The organism is Mesorhizobium sp. SEMIA396, from assembly GCF_024518615.1.
In the GTDB taxonomy this organism is placed as follows: Bacteria; Pseudomonadota; Alphaproteobacteria; order Rhizobiales; family Rhizobiaceae; genus Mesorhizobium.
Genome location: NZ_JANIFC010000013.1, coordinates 15026 through 33338, shown reverse-complemented (window position 1 = coordinate 33338; position 18313 = coordinate 15026). Strand labels below are relative to the sequence as shown.

The following is an 18313-nucleotide window of genomic DNA, read 5'->3' as shown; positions in this document are numbered from 1 at the left end:
GGCTGCCAGAGCCTACACAGCGCCAGCACCTGCGTCCGCACAAAAATCAGGCATATCGCCTATCCCGCAGGCAATTTTCTGCCCGCAATGCCTTCGTGCCGACGTTATGGCTGCAGATCTCGGCAACTCCCCCTTGTTTGCTTAGGATCGAAATTGGACAATGCTTGATAGCATGCGGATCGGCAATCCATGAGCAACGAACTTCTTTCCCCGGCCGAAATGAGCGAGGCTGATCGGCTGACGATCGCGGCCGGTCCGGCCGATGGAATCAGCCTGATGCGGCGCGCGGGCGAAGCGGTCGCGGCCGAGATTCTCAAGCGTTATCCCGCAGCGCCGCATGTCCATGTGCTGTGCGGTCCCGGCAACAATGGCGGCGATGGCTATGTCGTCGCACGCCTCCTGGCCGGCAGCGGCGTCGGCACAACGATCTGGTCATCCGGAGCGCCGAGGCCGGAAAGCGATGCGGCGCTCGCCGCCGCGGAATCCCTGGTCAAGTCCCGGCCGCTGTCTGATTTCGACGCCGAGTTCGGCTCGATCGTGATCGACGCGCTCTATGGGGCAGGGCTGTCCAAGCCGCTGTCCGGCGATGCCGCGAAAGCTGTCGATACAGTGACAGCCCTGCGCCTGCCTGTGGTCGCGATCGACCTGCCGTCGGGCGTCTCGGGAGCCAGCGGCGAAATATTGAGCAGGGCGTTTCGTGCCGAGGTCACCGTCACCTTCGCGCGGAAAAAGCCCGGCCACTTGCTGCTGCCGGGGCGCGGGCAATGCGGTGAGATCGTGCTCGCCGATATTGGCATCGGCGACGGCATCATCGCCCAGCTCGCCGTCTCGACCTTCGAAAATGTGCCGGATCTGTGGTTGCGGGAATTTCCGGTGCCGGCGGTGGACGCGCATAAATACAAGCGCGGCCATGTCGGCGTCTTTTCCGGCGGTCCCAGTGCTACCGGCGCGGCGCGGCTGTCGGCGATGGCCGCCGCCAGAAGCGGGGCAGGGGCGGTCACCGTGCTGTCGCCTGGCAATGCCATGCAGGTGAACGCGACACACCTCACCTCGATCATGCTGCGAGAGGCGGGGTCATTCGAGGAGGTGCAGGAATTTCTGACGGCGCGCCATCCCGAGGCGCTGGTGTTTGGACCGGGGCTCGGGCCAAAGCCCAAGGTCGGCGATTTCGCCCTGCAACTGATCAAGACCTTGGCGGAGGGTGCACGCGCATCGCAAACTGCAAACCATGGAGGAGCGATCGTGCTTGATGCCGATGCCATTACCTCTCTGGCCCATCAGCCGCAGGCGCTGTTCGAAGCCGCTCGTCAGCCAAACGCTCCAGTGTTGGTGATCACGCCGCATGAGGGTGAATTCGGCCGCTTGTTCCCAGATATCGCCGGGGACAAAACCATGTCGAAATTGGACAAGGCGCGAGCGGCTGCCGCGCGGGCCAACGCAACGATCGTCTACAAGGGCGCCGACACGGTGATAGCCGCGCCTGTTGGCAAGGCAGCCATCAACTCCAACGGCGCTCCGTGGCTGGCCACGGCCGGGTCAGGCGACGTGCTGTCGGGCATCATCGCCGGTCTGCTCGCACAAGGCATGCCGCCCTTCGAGGGCACCTGCGCGGCGGTGTGGCTACACGCCGAAACCGGCAGCCGGTTCGGACCCGGCCTGATCGCCGAGGATCTGCCGCTGGCGCTGCTGCCGGTGTTGCGTGAACTCTTCGACGCGCGCACGGCTGTTCTATGAACCGCGCCCTGGCTCCGCTGCTTGCCACCCTCATCGCTGTCTTCATGGCGTCGACGGCGCGCGCCGTCGGCCCTGTAACCGTCGTCGACAATCCGGCGGTGCTCGCCGCGCTCGATGCCGGGGGTTTCGGCTTCGCCGATGTTTTGGGGGTTGACGGCGAGGACGGTCTAAAGACGCTTTACGACGAGGCCCCCGCCTATCACGCCATCGTTGACATCGTTGCCTCCGATGTTGCGGCGCTCCGCGCCGAGATGAAGGCCGGCGGGCGGCCGCTCTACGAGGTGACAGACGGCAATGTCGGCCGCATCATGGACATGCGCTGGCTGAAGACCGATGCCGCGCGCTTCCGGCTGGTCGGCGTCGTCAACCGGCTCGACCGTCGCGATTTCATGCTGCTGCAAGGCGACAGGAGCTGCGGCGAGGTGCGCTTCATCTACCGCCTGGCCTACAGTTTTCGCAAGAACGGCAAGCTGCTGGCATCGCGCTTGCCGTTCAATTTCAATGCCGTCTACAGCGCCGCGCCCGATGCCGATGGCGGCTGCGTCGGCACTGCCGGACGCTGGACGCCACAGCTTGACGAGAGCGTCGATGCCGGCTGGCTGACCGGCGGGCCGCTGGAGAAGGCCGGGCTGACCTTCAAGCAGCTGGAGCTCAACGCGCAGGTGGTGCGCTTCCCGTCCGGCCAGGAAACCGAGTTCGGCGGGCAGGCGGCCTATCTCATGCGGGTATTCGGCATCGATGGCGCCGAAATCAGCGAGAAGCCGCTGGAGAACACGCCCGACACCGCACGGCTCTCGCAGGACGCGGCGCTGAAAGCACGGCTTGCCGCCTATGTCGGCGCCAATTTGCCGGCGGTTGACGAAGGCGTCTATCAAATCCCCGACGAGTTCCTGGCCAGAAAGATCATATCATGGTCGACCTTCGGCAGCGCGCGGCAGGCCAATCATCCGTTTACGCAATTATTCCAGCCCAAGGATTTCGCACCGCTCGATTATTCCGCGCTGAAACTGGTGCGCACGCCGGAAGCGCTGGTCGAGCGGCTGGACAATGGCGCCTGCCAGGGTTGCCATCAGGCGGGTTCGACGGCCGGTTTCCATTTCATCGGGCTAGACGACAAGACGACATCGCCGTTGAACCGCATCGAGGTCGGGATTTCGCCGCATCTTCATGCCGAGATCCCGCGGCGCCAGGCGTGGCTCGCCGCCACGGCCGAAGGCAAGCAGCCGAACCGCTTCCGTCCGCTCTCCTTTGCGCCGCCGGCGGTCTGGACGAACGCCGACGCGGTTGATTACGCGCCGGCGGAGATGGCCATGCCTTGCCTGATGCCGGAAGATGCCGCGCGGTTCGGCGCGACCTGGCAATGCGACGGCGGCACCGTCTGCACGCCGCTGGCCACCGCTTCAGGCGTGCACACGAAACTGGCGCAATGCCTGCTGCCCAAGGACAGCGAAAAAATGTTTTCCGGCCACCCCTGCCTGACCGGCTCGATCGCCAGCAACGCGGTGCAGCCTTTCAACGACCGCTACAGCAGATCGGGCCAGTTCGCGGCCTTCGCCCCGGATGTCTCGCGCACCGCCTATACCTGCCGGCCGCCGAAGATCGGCGTGCCGGGCGGGATCGCTTATCGCGGCTGCGACGACAAGGACCGCGACTTCGCGGCCTTCAAAGCCGGCAAGCCGATGCCGAACGAGATTTGCGGGCTGGTCGGCGGCAAGAAATTCGATATCTGCGTGGCCACCAACAATTTCGACCAATGTCTTGGCGGCGCCGTCAATCGCGGCAACCGGCCGGCCTGTTCGGCCGATCATTTCTGCCGCGAGGACTATATGTGCCAGTCACTGCCGCCTGACACGCCGGGCATCGGCAAGGTGAAAGGCATCGGCTTCTGCTCGCCGACTTACTTTATCTTCCAGATGCGTATCGACAATCACGCGACGCCATGGGGCAGCCCTGTCCGCGCCACCATGGGGGCGGGATTTGGCGCGGCGGAAGAGGAGTGAGCTGCCCGACGGTTACCTCGGATAGATGCCCAGCCACGCCTCACAGCGGGATGTTGTCGTGCTTCTTCCAGGGGTTCTGCATGTCCTTGTTGCGCAGCATGCGCAGCGCGCGCGCGATGCGGCGGCGGGTCGAGTGCGGCATGATCACCTCATCGACATAGCCGCGCTCGGCGGCGACGAAGGGCGACAGGAAGCGATCCTCGTAAGCCTTTGTGTGGGCTGCGATCTTTTCGATGTCACCGATGTCCTTGCGATAAATGATCTCGACCGCCCCCCTGGCACCCATCACCGCGATCTGCGCCGTCGGCCAGGCATAGTTCATGTCGCCGCGCAGATGTTTCGACGCCATCACGTCATAGGCGCCGCCATAGGCTTTGCGGGTGATGACGGTGATCTTCGGTACGGTGGCCTCGGCATAGGCGAACAGGAGTTTCGCGCCATGCTTGATCAGCCCGCCATATTCCTGCGCGGTGCCAGGCAGGAAGCCGGGGACATCGACGAAGGTGACGATCGGGATCGAAAAACAGTCGCAGAAGCGCACGAAACGGGCCGCCTTGCGGCTGGCGTCGGAATCGAGCACGCCGGCCAGCACCATCGGCTGGTTGGCGACGAAGCCGACGGTGCGGCCCTCGACGCGCCCGAACCCGGTGACGATGTTCTTGGCGAAGTTCTGCTGGATTTCGAAGAAGTCGCCTTCGTCGGCAACTTTCATGATCAGTTCCTTGATGTCGTAGGGCTTGTTGGCGTTGTCGGGAATCAGCCGGTCGAGCGACAAATCATGGTCGGTGACCGACTGGTAGCATTCGATCTCGGGAAGCTCCGATGTGTTGGAAGCCGGCAGCAGGTCGACCAGCCGGCGCATCTGCAGCAGCGCCTCGACGTCATTGTCATAGGCTCCGTCGGCGATCGACGATTTCGTCGTATGGACGGAAGCGCCGCCGAGGCTCTCGGCGGTCACCGTCTCGTTGGTCACGGTCTTCACCACATCCGGTCCGGTGACGAACATGTAGGAAGTGTCGCGCACCATGAAGATGAAGTCGGTCATGGCAGGCGAATAGACGTCGCCGCCGGCGCACGGTCCCATGATGACGGAAATCTGCGGAATGACGCCTGAGGCCAGCACGTTGCGCTGAAAGATCTCGGCATAGCCGCCGAGTGCTGCCACGCCTTCCTGGATGCGCGCGCCGCCAGCATCGTAGAGGCCGATGATCGGCGCCCGGTTGCGCAGCGCCATCTCCTGCACCTTGATGACCTTCTCGGCATGCGCTTCCGACAGCGAGCCCCCGAATACGGTAAAGTCCTTGGCGAAGAGGTAGACCGGGCGGCCGTTGACGGTGCCCCAGCCGGTGACGACGCCGTCGCCGGCGATCTTGGTGTTCTCCATGCCGAAGTCGGTCGAGCGGTGCTCGACATACATGTCGAATTCCTCGAACGAGCCCTCGTCGAGAAACACCTCGATGCGTTCGCGCGCGGTGAGCTTGCCCTTCTTGTGCTGGGCATCGATGCGAGCCTGGCCGCCGCCCATGCGGGCAATCTCGCGGCGGCGCTCGAGTTCCTTGAGAACGTCTTTCATCGATTACCTCCCAAGCCAGTGGCATTTCGTGGTAATCGTGCCGGCAAGCGAGCGCAAGCGCCGCTTGCGCCACGGGTTTTGTTGCGCTGCAGCATGACGCCCCTTGCATTTGGCGGCGAACTCAGCCATATGCAGCCCATAGGCGCTTGGGCCGGGAACGAATCCGGCCTTCTCGACGAATGAGACTGGTTGCGTCTGTTTTCCCTCTTTCCGGTATATCGGCCCTTTTTCCGGTAAATCACAAAGCGGTGAAAAAGCCCCGTGGCATGATGCCTGCGGGCACGACAGCGCAGCCGAGTGGACGAATACGTCCGCCCGCCTTGTCGTTCATCACAGATTTTTCGACGGCAGGTTGCGCCCTGCCGCCATCGATGTTTGCGGCCAGAAGCCGCGTGAAAGAAGATTATTTTGACCAACGAAAACACTTTGCCCGGTAGCACTGCGGAACTCACCGGTTTCGCGGCACTGGGTATTACGGGCGCGCTGCTCAAGGCCACCCACAACGCCGGCTTCGCCGAGCCGAAGCCGATCCAGGCACAGGCGATCCCCCCTCAGATGGAAGGCCGTGACATTTTCGGCATCGCCCAGACCGGCTCCGGCAAGACCGCGGCCTTCGCGCTGCCGATCTTGTCGAAGATCATTGCGCTTGGCACCAAGCGCCGGCCGAAGACGGCGCGTGCGCTGATTCTGGCGCCGACGCGCGAACTCGCCGTGCAGATCGAAGACACGATCAAGATCCTCGCCAAGGGTGCGCATGTCTCGACCGCGCTCGTGCTCGGCGGCGTGTCCCGCTTCAGTCAGGTGAAGAAGGTTGCTCCCGGCGTCGACATCCTGATCGCCACGCCCGGCCGGTTGACCGACCTTGTGCGTGAGGGCGACCTCGTGCTTGCCGACACCAAATGGCTGGTGCTCGACGAAGGCGACCGCATGCTCGACATGGGCTTCATCAACGACGTCAAGCGCATCGCCAAGGCGACGGCGCCCGACCGTCAGACGGTGCTGTTCTCGGCGACCATGCCCAATGAAATCGCCGAACTGGCCAAGGGCCTGCTGAAGAACCCGATCCGCGTCGAAGTCGCGCCGCAAAGCACGGCGGCGGCCGAGATCGTGCAGGGCGTCGTCTTTGCCCGCACCAAGCAGAAGCGCCAGGTTCTGTCGACGATGCTCGCCGACGAGGCGATGAAGTCCGTCATCATCTTCTCGCGCACCAAGCATGGTGCCGACAGGGTGACCAAGGACCTAGAGCGCGACGGCTTCAAGGCCGCCGTCATCCACGGCAACAAGTCGCAGAATGCCCGCCAGAAAGCGCTGAACGATTTCCGCGACGGCTCGGTGCGCATTCTGGTGGCGACCGACATTGCGGCGCGCGGCATCGACGTCCCCGGCATCAGCCATGTCGTGAATTTCGACCTGCCTGATGAAGCCGAGAGCTACGTCCACCGCATCGGACGTACCGGCCGCAACGGCATGGACGGCATCGCGATCACGCTTTGCGATCCTTCCGAGAACAGCAAGCTGCGCCAGGTCGAGCGCATCATCCGCACCAAGCTGCCGATCGTTGCCGACCATCTCGGCAGCCCCGATCCGCTGCGCAATCCGGCTGAAAAGAACGAGCGCTTCGAGCCGGCCAATGATCGCAACGACCGCAATGGCCGTCGCGACGGCAGGCGGCCCGGTGGCGAGAACAAGGGCAACGGCTTTGGCAAGAAGCGCTTCGGCGACAAGCCTGCCTTCGCAGGCGAGCGCAAGCCGGAAGGCGCCAAGCCGGCCTTCAAAGGCAACAACAAGCGTCGCTTCGGCGGCAAGCGTCCGGCTGCGCGGGCTGCGTAAGCCAGATCGCGTTGTAATCAGTCAGGCTTAGCCTGGCTGATTGCCGGGACAGACCAAGGAAAGGGCGGCTGAAGCGATGCTTCGGCCGCCCTTTTTCGTCGGCTTACTTCACCACCGCTTCGATCCAGACGGCGATCCTTTGCGCCAGAAACGCCGTGGTCGATGGCGACAGCGCGTCGCCGGCAATGACGTGACTGTCCGGGTCGCCGGTGTCATCGACCGGAACCAGTTCATGCGGCGCGCCCCAGCGCCCGGCAATCTCGCGGGTGCGGTCGGCCCGCACCACTTTGTCCGAATCAGAAAAGATGAACAAAGCAGGGATGGTCGCCTTCTCCACCGGCGCGCCATAGGCAAGCTCGGTCAGCGCCTGCATCGGCAAGGTTGCTTCGATCGGATAGCGGGTGGTCCAGAATTCTTCATTCAGCGCGTTGCGCGGCACGAAGCTGTGTTCCTTGCCGGCGACCAGCCTGGCAATTTGTTTGCCCCACGGCATGGTCAGGATCTCGGCGCCCGAAGCCTTGACGCCGAAGTTCGGGGAGATGAACGCAATCGCCGCCACCTCGTCCGATGCACCGGGCTGCGTTGCCGCCCAGACCGCCAGCGAGCCGCCGGTCGACGTCGAGATGACGATCACCTTGTCGCCGATCGCCCGGCCGATGGCGAGCGCTTCCTCATAGTCGTTGATCCAGGCGTTGATGCTGCCTTGCGTCATCGCCGCGCCATCCTGCCCGTGACCGGTGAGCCGGGTGTAGAAGAGATTGGCATCAAGCTGTTCCGCCACTTCGTCGGGCAGCGGGCGGACCTCGCCCTTCGATGCGGAAAAGCCGTGGATGTAGACGATCGACAGCGGCGTCCTGGCATGCACCAACGGATCGGCCCAGACGATCTCTTTTTCCAGCCCGTCACGGATTCCGGGGATGGCGGCTTCCGCCTTTGCCACATAGGCCTGCGGATCGTCAGCGATGAGCGAGGGATCGAAACGGATCGTGGTGTCGACGCGAACGCGCGGGCCGAGCACGAAGGCCAGTGCGAGAATGGCGATCAGGCCCAGCACAGCAAGCACGATCCGTCGCCCCATCGCAGACTCCACGCAGCACTTGTCTCAACCATGACCCAGGCGGCCCGAAACGGTGGGCCTGCCAATTTCGCCGGCGTCCTATTCGATCGGGGGTTTGCGGTCGTAATGCAGCGGCCGCGCCTTCCAACTGGTCATCAGGCTGATAAACCCTCTGCACAGCGGCCTCGGCAGCAGGCCGAGCAGTTTCAGGGGCCAGCTGGTCCGGCGCGGGAAATGGACTTCGAAGCCGCCCGACTTGATGCCCCGCGCCATGCGGCGCGATGCGCGGCTGACCGGCATCAGTCCCGGCATAGGCAGCATGTTCTTCTCGGTCAGCGGGGTGTCGATGAAGCCGGGATTGAACACCTGGATACGCACGTTCATCTTGTCGAAATCATACTTCAGCGACTCGGCCAGGATGTTGATGGCCGCCTTGGTGCCGCCATAGGCGGCCGTTGTCGGCCAGCCGAAATAGGATGTCACCGAGCCGACCAGCACGACATGGCCGCGCGCCCGCACACGCATGCGTTCGACCGCGGGCACGAGGCCGTTGATGATGCCGAAATAATTGACCTCGAAGGACCGGCGAAAGTCGTTGACGACAAGATTCTCCCCCGGCGTCGAAATGTAGTTCCCTGCATTGAAGATGGCGAGCACGATGGGACCGAGCTCCTTCTCGATCGCGGCGACGGTTCTTGCCATGCGCGGCTCGTCGGTGACATCGCAGGGAAAGGCCGTGACACTGCCCGGCATCTGCGCGGTCTCGACGACAAGCGTGTCGATCGGATCGTCGTCAAGCGCCGTCACCGCGACGGCATAGCCCTGGGAAGCAAGATCCCTGGCCAGCGCACGGCCGATGCCGCTTGAGCCGCCCGTGATCCAGGCGACGCCGTGCTTCGGGTTAGCCCGGTAGAGTGTCATGCTGCGCCCTGTCGACTTGTTGGTGCTTTGCTCTAGAGCGGTTCACCGTTTCACGGAAACGGCGAACTGCTCTATCTCCTTGTTTCTACGCAATTCCGGACGGAAAACCGTTTCACACTTTTCCTGGAATTGCTCTAGCGGTGAAGAAATCGAATGAAAAGCCGCTTTTCAACGTCAGCCGGAAATGAACAGTGGCGCAAGAGGCCAGCCTCGGGAAGCGCCGACGCAACAACAGCACTGCAAATGCGACTGGACCAGACAAATTCTTGCCTTGAAACCGCAGCTTCGGGTTTCTAGGGTTTCGGCGCACCTACACAAGGAATCCTGAATGCCCCGTTCTGTGATCGACGCGATCGGCAACACGCCTCTGATCCGCCTCAACAAAGCTTCGGAACAAACCGGTTGCGAGATCCTGGGCAAGGCCGAATTCATGAATCCCGGCCAGTCGGTCAAGGATCGTGCGGGCCTGTTCATCATCCGCGACGCCGAGAAGCGCGGGCTGCTGAAGCCCGGCGGCGTGATCGTCGAGGGAACGGCGGGCAATACCGGCATCGGGCTGACGCTGGTCGCCAAGGCGCTCGGCTACCGGACCGTCATCGTCATTCCCGATACGCAGAGCCAGGAAAAGAAGGACACGATCAAGCTGCTCGGCGCTGAGCTGATCGAGGTGCCGGCCGTGCCCTACAGGAATCCCAACAACTACGTGAAACTGTCGGGGCGGCTGGCCGAGCAACTGGCAAAGACAGAACCGAACGGCGCCATCTGGGCCAACCAGTTCGACAATGTCGCCAACCGTGACGGCCATATCCGCACCACCGCGGAGGAGATCTGGAACCAGACCGGCGGCAAGGTCGACGGTTTCGTGTCGGCGGTCGGTTCTGGCGGCACGCTGGCCGGCGTCGCCTCCGGACTGAAGGCCAAAAGCCGGGATGTGAAGATCGCGCTCGCCGATCCGCTGGGGGCCGCGCTCTATTCTTTCTACACCAGCGGCGAGCTGAAGTCCGAAGGCAGCTCGATCACCGAAGGCATCGGGCAGGGGCGCATCACCGCCAATCTCGAAGGGTTCACGCCGGATTTTTCATTCCAGATCCCCGATGAGGATGCGCTGCCGATCGTCTTCGACCTGATCCAGGAAGAGGGCCTTTGCGTCGGCGGCTCGACCGGCATCAACATAGCCGGCGCGATCCGTCTGGGCAGGGAATTAGGTCCCGGCCACACCATCGTGACCATTCTTTGTGATTATGGCACGCGCTATCAATCAAAACTGTTCAACCCGGAATTCCTGCGCGAAAAGCAGCTGCCGGTGCCAGGCTGGATGGAACTGAAGAGCACAATTCCGGTGCCGTTCGAAAAGGTCGCGTGATGGCAAACAGGACGGACGCCCTGTTTCGCGACGATGCCTATCTGCGGACGGCGGACGCAACGGTCGTTGCCGTCAACGATCGCGGCGGTATCATCCTCGACCGGACCATCTTCTACGCCACTTCAGGCGGCCAACCGGGCGATACCGGGTATCTCGAACGCGGCGACGGCAGCCGTATCGTCATTGCCGCCACCCTCACCGGTGAGACCAAGGACGAGATCATACACGTGCCGGCGCCGGAGCAGGCGGTTCCGCAGCCAGGCGAGGCGCTGAGGCTGGCGATCGACTGGGAGCGGCGGCATCTCCTGATGCGCATGCACGCGGCTTGCCATCTGCTCACCGTCGTCTGCCCGTTCCCGATCACCGGTGCCTCGGTTTCCGAGGACGACAGCCGTGTCGACTTCGACGCTCCGGATGCCGGCTTCACCAAGGAGGACGTCACCGCCGGGCTGATGGACCTGGTGCGGGCCGATCATCCGATCTTTGTCAGGCTGATCAGTGACGAAGACCTGGCCGCCAATCCCGGCCTGGTGAAATCCAAGAACGTTCGGCCGCCGGTGGGCACAGGCAAGATCCGCCTGGTTTGTATCGGCGACAACGCTTCGGTGGACAGCCAGCCCTGCGGCGGCACCCATGTGAAAAGCACCGCCGAAGTCGGCGAAATCCACATCGGCAAGATCGAGAAGAAGGGCCGCGAGAACCGGCGCTTCCGCATCCGCTTTGGGCCGATGCCGGCAAACTGAACAGGACAGTGATCGCCAAAAAGCGAGCAGGAGAACAAAATGGCCGAGGACAGCCCCTTCACCGTCGACGCAGACTGGCTGCAGCAACGTCTCGGCGAGCCGGGCCTGACGATCATCGACGCATCCTGGTATCTCCCGGCGCAGAGGCGCGATGCGCGCGGCGAGTATGAGTCGGCCCATATCCCGGGCGCACGTTTTCTCGATCAGGATGCCGTTTCGGACCCGGATTCGCCCCTGCCGCATACCTTGCCGTCGCCGCAGCATTTTGCCCAGTATGTCGGCGCCATGGGCGTTTCGGCCGATGACACCATCGTCGTCTACGACGGGCCGGGTTTCTTCTCCGCACCCCGGGCGTGGTGGATGTTCCGGGTGATGGGCGTCTTTCAGACCTATATTCTGGAGGGCGGCTTCGATGGCTGGAAAGCCGCCGGCAGGCCGGTGACGGCCGAACCGACCAAGATCGCGCCAAGCGTGTTTCATGCCGATTTCGACGCCGGGCGCGTCGCCAGCCTCGCCGACATGCGCGGGATCGTCGACACCAAGGCGAGCCAGATCGCCGACGCCCGTGGACCGGGCCGCTTCACCGGCACTGAACCTGAGCCGCGCGCGGGTATCCGCTCCGGCCATATGCCCGGCGCGCGCAATCTGCCCTATTCGGCGCTGTCGGAAAATGGCGAGCTGCTGTCGAAGGACCGTCTGCGCAAGGTGATCGAGGAGGCCGGCATCGATCTGTCGAAACCTGTCGTCACTTCATGCGGCTCCGGTATTACCGCGGCGGTGGTGACGCTGGCGCTGGAAACGCTTGGCCATACAAACAACAGGCTTTACGACGGCTCCTGGACGGAGTGGGGCGGGCTTTCCGACACGCCTGTCGTGACCGGCCCCGTTGTGATCGGCAAGGAATGAAGACGGTGGAAAACGGCGCGCTGGAAGACATCGAAGTCACGGTGACGTTCCTCGAGATGCATGTGCCTCCGGCCTATTCGCCGCCTGTGCCGTATAACCGTCAGGTCGCGCTGCTGAAGACCAAGGACATTCCGCTGCATTTTTACCGCTATCTGATGGACCGGGTGGGGCGCAAATGGCACTGGGTCAATGTGCTGAGGCTGGATGACGACGAGCTTTCCGCCGGCATCCATCGTGAGGATCGCGACATCAGGGTCCTTTACCTCGACGGCGCGCCCGCCGGCTTCTTCGATCTCAAGCCGCATCTGCCGGAAGAAGTCGAACTCGCCTATTTCGGCATGATGGAACATGCCACCGGGCAAGGCATCGGCCGCTGGTTCCTGGGCTCCGCGATCGCCGCCGCATGGTCGCATGGGCCGAAGCGGGTGACGGTGCAGACCTGCACGCTCGATCATCCGGCGGCTCTGCCGCTCTACCAGAAGCTCGGCTTTGCACCGGTGGCGCAAAAGAGGGAAATCGTCCATCCGCTGCCTTTCACCGAGCGCGCGGCCAGCGTCATGCGGCCCTAGACTAGCCGGAAGCTGACACGGGTTCGAATCTGAACCCGCCGTTCATCGGCCCTTCAGGCTGTTTTTGGCATGTTGCCGGCACCATCAATGCGGCCAAGGCCGAAGGAGACGAAGATATGCTGACCCGCCGTACACTTGCCGCCGCGCTGATCGCGGCAATTGCCATGCCAAGCCTCGCCGCAGCCCAGGCGACAACGCCTTCGGCCGCGACGATCGAGCGGAAGCTCGAGGCGGCGCCGCGGGTGAAATTGCGGCCGAACGAGCGCGTCACCATCCGCGAATTCAAGCGGCGCCCGGATTTGCGCCGCATGGCCCGCTCGATCGATATCCAGTCGATCAACTTCGCCTTCGGTTCGGCGGCTATTGCCAACTCGCAATACGACAAGATCGAGACCATTGCCGACGCGCTGCGGCGCATCCTGCGCCGCGATCGCGGCGCCCGCGTGCTGATCGAGGGCCACACCGACGCCGTCGGCTCCTTCCAGTCGAATCAGGCTCTGTCCGAACAGCGCGCCGCTTCGCTCAAGCGCACATTGGTGCGCGAATTCGGCGTGCCGGGTCATGCTCTCGAGACAGTCGGCTATGGCGAAGAGTTTTTGCTGGTGCAGACGCAGAACGAAAACTGGCAGAATCGCCGGGTGACACTGCGCCGCTTCGACGATTTCATCCGTTGAGCCGCAGCTCTGAATTTTAGTTAGACGGCGCTTTCGACGGGACTTGATGAGAGCCGGTCGCCGACGGGCGACCGGCTCTTCGATATCTGGCAGGAATCGGGTGGGCGGCGAGAGTTCAAAGGGATAATTTCCGGTAGACCACACCGGAGATTTTCCATGACCATCCAGTTCAAAGCTTTGCCGACCGAAGGTGTCAGGACGCTGCAGCGCGGCGGGATCGATGCTTATGGCCAAATGCCCGAGCGAAAGATCTCCGACGGTGACGGCATGCCTTGCCGGCATTGCTTGAAGAACATCGCCGCCGGCGACGCCTATCTTGTTCTGGCGTACCGGCCATTCCCGCAGCTTCAGCCCTATGCTGAAACGGGGCCGATCTTCCTGCATGGCGAGGAATGCGACCGCGCTGCCGAGAGCGAGGCGCTGCCCGAGATTCTCGAAAGCCCCGACTACATCGTGCGCGGCTATGGCAGGGATGATCGCATCGTCTACGGCAGCGGCGGCGTCATCCCGACCACGGCAATTGCTGCACGGGCCGAGACGCTGTTCGAACGCGACGAGATCGCCTACGTCCATGTCCGTTCGGCGCGCAACAATTGCTACCAGTGCCGCATCGAGCGCGCTTGAGGCTGAGATTAGCCGCTGGAAACAGTTGTCGTACTCCCGTCGCATATTCGCGATAGAAAGCTATTGTCGATCGATTTGCCGACCGCGGATGAACCGGCGGTAAATCTCGACATCGAGGAAGCGGGGCTTTGGCTCCGCTTTTTTGTTGCCTGCGTTTGGCGCGGAAAGATTCGAGCAATAAAAAAAAGCCCGCCGGCATGGCCGACGGGCTGCAACTGTTTGGCTGGAGGGCCTTTTAGTTGAACTTGTACTTCGCGCCGAGACGCACGGTGTGGAAAGAGGAAGTCGAGGTAAGGGTGTCGTCGGGTGCGCCGAATTCCGAAGAAAAGTCCTTCTCGGCGAACTGCGAATAGCGATATTCGAGGCCAACGGTGACATTGCTGGACAGAGCCGTTTCCAGGCCGCCACCAACCGAGAAACCGCTGGAACCCCAGTCGAGAATGTCGCCGATCGGGTCGGAAGCGTTCAGATCGAAATGCTGCCAGCTGTAGCCGGCAAGCGCATAGGCAAGGGTCGATTCGTTCATCTTCATGCCGACGCGGCCCAGCACATCGAACCCATAGTCGGTATCGACGTTGATCGACCCGCCGCCGAGATCCAGCTTGGAAGTCATGCCGGAGTAGCGTGCATCGACCATGACGCCTGCGACCCAGCTGCCGAAGTCATGATCGTAGCCGACGTTCAGTTCACCAAAGGCACCTTCGCCACCGAGACCATTGAATTCCAGGTCGCCGAGCGGCGGAACGTTGATCTGATGCACGGACGCACCGGCGCCACCAGCGCCACCGATATAGAAGCCGGTCCAGTTGTAGGCTGGCGTCTCGAAGGCAGCGCCGCCGCCGTTCTGTGCACCGAAACGGTAATTGGCTGCGATCTGGAAAGTATGGCGCGAGGTGTCAAGATTCAGGAGACCGTCCGGTACTCCGACAATGCCAGCCTCGGAAAGAAGATCGTCCTTGGTCCCGAAGCCCGTATAGCGATACTCAGTCTTGATCGTCCAATTGCTGTTGATGGCCGTTTCGATGCCACCTCCGACAAAATACCCGCTCTGATCCCAATCAAAGTCGAAGCCGGCGTTCGTATCGAGCTTGTACTTCTGCCAGGAATAGCCACCCAGCACGTAGCCCAGAGTGTTCGGCGTCAAGAGGTAGCCGAGACGCAGGCCAGCGTCGAAACCGTAGGTTTCCTTGATCGAAGCGTCGAACCCCGTAATGTCCAGCGTGGTCTTGATGTTGCCCACGTGAGCGTCCAGCAGACCGCCGATGAGGAACCGGGGCGAGACCATATAGTCATAGCCAACCGTCAGCTCACCATAGACGCCTTCGCCACCAATGCCGTTCAGCGAGATTGGAATAAAATCGCTGCCGAGCTCGTGTACGTTGGCACCGGCACCGACGCCAAAACCAACGTAGAGGCCGCTCCAGTTAAAGCCGGCAGCTTCTTCTACCGGCTGGACGACATCTGCTGCATGAGCAGCAGACATCAAAGCCACAGCAGAAACAGCACCAAGAAGAAAAGATTTCGCGGATGTGCGAATGAACATATGCCCGTACCCCAATGAGTAAACCCAGAATGTCTCTAGCAGGGAGTCGGTCGGTACGGGAATGACAAATATGCAACAATGATGAGCAAAGTGCCGTTGCGTCACATCTTTCGACGCCATGCTTTGCCTGAAAAACAGGCTCGCAAGAAAAAACCCGCCGGCTTGGAACCGGCGGGCTGGATTGAAAGGAGCTGTTCTCGCGAAAATCAGGCGGCGAGAACGGCTTTCGGCTCGACCAGTTCGTAGCCGAGCGCCTCGGCGACTGCCCGGTTGGTGATCTTGCCCTTGTGGACATTGAGGCCGTTGCGCAGGTGATGATCGTCGACCAGCGCCTTCAGGCCCTTGTCGGCAAGCTGCAGGCCATAGTGCAGCGTCGCGTTGTTGAGCGCGTGGGCCGAAGTGACCGGCACGGCACCGGGCATGTTGGCGACGCAATAGTGGATGACGCCGTCGACCTCATAGGTCGGCTCGGCATGAGTGGTGGCGTGCGAGGTCTCGAAGCAGCCGCCCTGGTCGATGGCGACGTCGACCAGCACCGAGCCTTTCTTCATGCCCGACAGCATTTCGCGCGAAACCAGTTTTGGCGCCGCGGCACCCGGGATCAGCACCGCGCCGACGACGATGTCTGCCGAAAAACACTCTTCTTCCAGCGCCTCGACAGTCGAGTAACGGGTGTGGACGCGGCCGGCGAAGAGGTCGTCGAGCTGGCGCAGGCGCGGGATCGAGCGGTCGATGATGGTGACGTCGGCGCCAAGGCCGGCCGCCATCCTGGCCGCGTGCAGACCGACGACGCCACCGCCGAGCACGGTGACCTTGCCGGGCAGCACGCCGGGCACGCCGCCGAGCAGCACGCCGCGGCCGCCATTGGCCTTCTGCAGCGCCGTGGCGCCGGCCTGGATCGACAGACGTCCGGCAACTTCCGACATCGGCGCCAGCAACGGCAGGCCGCCACGGTCGTCGGTCACGGTCTCGTAGGCGATTGCCGTCACGCCGGACGCAAGCAGGCCTTTGGTCTGCTCCGGATCCGGAGCAAGGTGAAGGTAGGTGTACAGGATCTGGCCTTCGCGAAGCTGCGCCCATTCGCTGGGCTGCGGCTCCTTGACCTTGACGATCATGTCCGACCTGGCGAACACCTCGGCGGCCGTCTTGGCAATCGTGGCGCCGGCGGCGCGATAGGCGTTGTCATCGGCGCCGATGCCGGCACCGGCCCCGGTCTCAACCAGCACTTCGTGGCCATGGGCGACATATTCGCGGACCGAGCCGGGGGTGAGGCCGACGCGGTATTCGTGGTTCTTGATTTCCTTGGGGCAGCCGACGCGCATTTTCTTCTCCTGATCCGGCCCTTTGGGCTCGTTCCCTGTATGGATGGAGTGAACCACGAATCGTTGCGCAGGTGTTTGCGAATGCGCTTGCGCCAACCGGCAGGTTTCGATAATCGTTGCGCGAAATAGCTGGATATTCGCAGGATTCACGAAAAATGCGGCTCGACAGGATTGATATCGCCATTCTCGAGGCTTTGCAGAAGGATGGCAGGATACCCAATGCGGCACTGGCCGAGAAGGTCGGCCTGTCGCAGTCGGCCTGTTCGCGCCGGCTCGACAATCTGGAGAAATCCGGAACCATCCGCGGCTATCATGCCCGGCTTTCCAATGCAGCACTCGGCCACCAGATGACGGCGATCGTGCACATATCGCTGTCGGGACAGTTCGAGAAGACGCTTTCGGATTTCGAGGCGGCGATCAAACGCTGCCCGAACGTGCTGTCCTGTCACCTGATGTCGGGCGAGTACGACTACATCCTGCGGATCGCGGCGAAGGATCTCGTCGACTATGAGCGCATCCACAAGGAATGGCTGTCGGCAATGCCGCATGTGACCAAAATCAATTCGTCCTTTGCGCTACGCGAAATCGTCGACAGGACCGCCATGGGCATGAAGCCGGAAATGGCCTAGGCTGCGTTGATATTCAGGTGATGCCGGCCTGCAAATGGTAGCTCCCTGCGCTTCCGGTGCTCGCGTACGAAAAGTACGCTCCGCTCCCGTTCTCGGAAGCGACCATTTTCGACTCGGCCTGACCTGAATCTCAGCACAGCCTGGACTAGCTGGCCTCCGTTACCACCCGATCCATCGGGATATCGTGCGGCTGCGGGTAGATGGTCGCGATGCGTTGCAGCTCGTAGCCGACGCCGATGACCAGCGGCTTGAACGGCATCGCTGCCAGCGTGCGGTCGAAGAAGCCGCCGCCATAACCCAGGCGGTAGTTCTGGGGATCGATGCCGACGATCGGCGAGATGACGATGTCCGGCAGCACCGGATCGCCCTCGGCCGGGATCGGGATGTTCCAGACACCTTTCTCCAGCCGGTCGCCCGCTTTGTAGGCGCGGAAGATCAGCGGGTGCCCCTTGTCGATGACGATGGGCAGGGCGGTGCGGCCGCCGCGTTCGTTTATGGACGCCATCCAAGGCCGCAAATCCGGCTCGCCGCGAAACGGCCAGTAGAGACTGACCATGCGCCCGGCGATCTCGCCGATGATCGCGTCGAGGCCATCGGCGATGCGTTGCGACATTACCGCTCGCGCGTCGGCCGAAACGGCGAGACGCGCAGCGATCAGCCGTTCGCGTTCGGCCTTGCGCCAGCGTCTCACATCGATCCAGTCGCTCGAAGGCGCACGGAATTCCGGATCGAGCTCGTGCATGAAACAGGGCGGCGAAGAATACTGCGCCGGAGCATCGTCGTCACGATCGTTGGCCATGCCTCACCTCATCGCGTGTTCGATGA

The 18313-nt window shown here is 62.7% G+C and carries 16 protein-coding genes; 10 read left to right on the top strand and 6 right to left on the bottom strand.

Annotation, left to right across the window (positions count from 1 at the left end):
* Window positions 1–189: 189 nt before the first annotated feature.
* Together NP503_RS26780 and NP503_RS26775 are read left to right on the top strand one after the other, a co-directional pair.
* Complete coding sequence (locus tag NP503_RS26780; protein WP_127272668.1) at window positions 190–1734, top strand: NAD(P)H-hydrate dehydratase; 1545 nt, start codon at window positions 190–192, stop codon at window positions 1732–1734.
* Window positions 1731–3734 carry a hypothetical protein gene (locus NP503_RS26775; RefSeq protein ID WP_127373035.1) on the top strand — a complete coding sequence of 668 codons (2004 nt, stop codon included), beginning with the start codon at window positions 1731–1733 and terminating at the stop codon, window positions 3732–3734. The genes NP503_RS26780 and NP503_RS26775 overlap by 4 nt, the downstream gene beginning before the upstream one ends.
* A 40-nt stretch (window positions 3735–3774) precedes the next feature.
* Here NP503_RS26775 and NP503_RS26770 read toward each other — a convergent pair whose 3' ends face one another.
* A complete protein-coding gene (locus tag NP503_RS26770; RefSeq protein WP_127269638.1) occupies window positions 3775–5307 on the bottom strand; it encodes an acyl-CoA carboxylase subunit beta in 1533 nt (510 codons plus the stop codon).
* A 408-nt stretch (window positions 5308–5715) separates the two neighbouring features.
* Between NP503_RS26770 and NP503_RS26765 the strand changes: the two genes are divergently transcribed.
* Window positions 5716–7137 (top strand): DEAD/DEAH box helicase, encoded by a 1422-nt coding sequence (locus NP503_RS26765; RefSeq protein WP_127269639.1) that lies wholly within the window; start codon window positions 5716–5718, stop codon window positions 7135–7137.
* A 103-nt stretch (window positions 7138–7240) separates the two neighbouring features.
* Here NP503_RS26765 and NP503_RS26760 read toward each other — a convergent pair whose 3' ends face one another.
* Window positions 7241–8215, bottom strand: coding sequence for a carboxylesterase (locus NP503_RS26760; protein ID WP_127271723.1), 975 nt, complete (start codon window positions 8213–8215; stop codon window positions 7241–7243).
* A gap of 78 nt (window positions 8216–8293) precedes the next feature.
* Window positions 8294–9115 (bottom strand): SDR family oxidoreductase, encoded by an 822-nt coding sequence (locus tag NP503_RS26755; protein ID WP_023812065.1) that lies wholly within the window; start codon window positions 9113–9115, stop codon window positions 8294–8296.
* Between the two features lie 328 nt (window positions 9116–9443).
* Between NP503_RS26755 and NP503_RS26750 the strand changes: the two genes are divergently transcribed.
* From NP503_RS26750 to NP503_RS26725, 6 genes are all read left to right on the top strand, one after another.
* Entirely contained in the window at window positions 9444–10478 is a 1035-nt protein-coding gene (locus NP503_RS26750; protein ID WP_127270597.1) for a cysteine synthase A, read from the top strand.
* Window positions 10478–11221, top strand: a complete 744-nt coding sequence (locus NP503_RS26745; RefSeq protein ID WP_127270595.1) for an alanyl-tRNA editing protein — start codon at window positions 10478–10480, stop codon at window positions 11219–11221. The genes NP503_RS26750 and NP503_RS26745 overlap by 1 nt, the downstream gene beginning before the upstream one ends.
* 39 nt (window positions 11222–11260) lie before the next feature.
* A complete protein-coding gene (gene sseA, locus NP503_RS26740) occupies window positions 11261–12127 on the top strand; it encodes a 3-mercaptopyruvate sulfurtransferase (RefSeq protein ID WP_127270594.1) in 867 nt (288 codons plus the stop codon).
* A complete protein-coding gene (locus tag NP503_RS26735) occupies window positions 12124–12696 on the top strand; it encodes a GNAT family N-acetyltransferase (protein ID WP_206517198.1) in 573 nt (190 codons plus the stop codon). The genes sseA and NP503_RS26735 overlap by 4 nt, the downstream gene beginning before the upstream one ends.
* A 116-nt stretch (window positions 12697–12812) precedes the next feature.
* The gene (locus tag NP503_RS26730; RefSeq protein ID WP_127271734.1) at window positions 12813–13370 is read left to right on the top strand and encodes an OmpA family protein; all 558 of its coding nucleotides are present in this window, start codon (window positions 12813–12815) and stop codon (window positions 13368–13370) included.
* 156 nt (window positions 13371–13526) lie between these two features.
* Window positions 13527–13994, top strand: coding sequence for a DUF1203 domain-containing protein (locus NP503_RS26725; RefSeq protein WP_127273685.1), 468 nt, complete (start codon window positions 13527–13529; stop codon window positions 13992–13994).
* 235 nt (window positions 13995–14229) lie between these two features.
* On the opposite strand, the gene NP503_RS26720 is transcribed toward NP503_RS26725, so the two are convergent.
* Window positions 14230–15537, bottom strand: coding sequence for an outer membrane protein (locus NP503_RS26720; protein WP_127273684.1), 1308 nt, complete (start codon window positions 15535–15537; stop codon window positions 14230–14232).
* Between the two features lie 206 nt (window positions 15538–15743).
* Window positions 15744–16859, bottom strand: a complete 1116-nt coding sequence (gene ald, locus NP503_RS26715) for an alanine dehydrogenase (RefSeq protein ID WP_023812057.1) — start codon at window positions 16857–16859, stop codon at window positions 15744–15746.
* Between the two features lie 155 nt (window positions 16860–17014).
* Between ald and NP503_RS26710 the strand changes: the two genes are divergently transcribed.
* Window positions 17015–17488 carry an Lrp/AsnC family transcriptional regulator gene (locus NP503_RS26710; RefSeq protein WP_127269076.1) on the top strand — a complete coding sequence of 158 codons (474 nt, stop codon included), beginning with the start codon at window positions 17015–17017 and terminating at the stop codon, window positions 17486–17488.
* Between the two features lie 145 nt (window positions 17489–17633).
* Here NP503_RS26710 and NP503_RS26705 read toward each other — a convergent pair whose 3' ends face one another.
* Window positions 17634–18287 carry a 5-formyltetrahydrofolate cyclo-ligase gene (locus NP503_RS26705; RefSeq protein WP_127269075.1) on the bottom strand — a complete coding sequence of 218 codons (654 nt, stop codon included), beginning with the start codon at window positions 18285–18287 and terminating at the stop codon, window positions 17634–17636.
* Window positions 18288–18313: the final 26 nt, after the last annotated feature.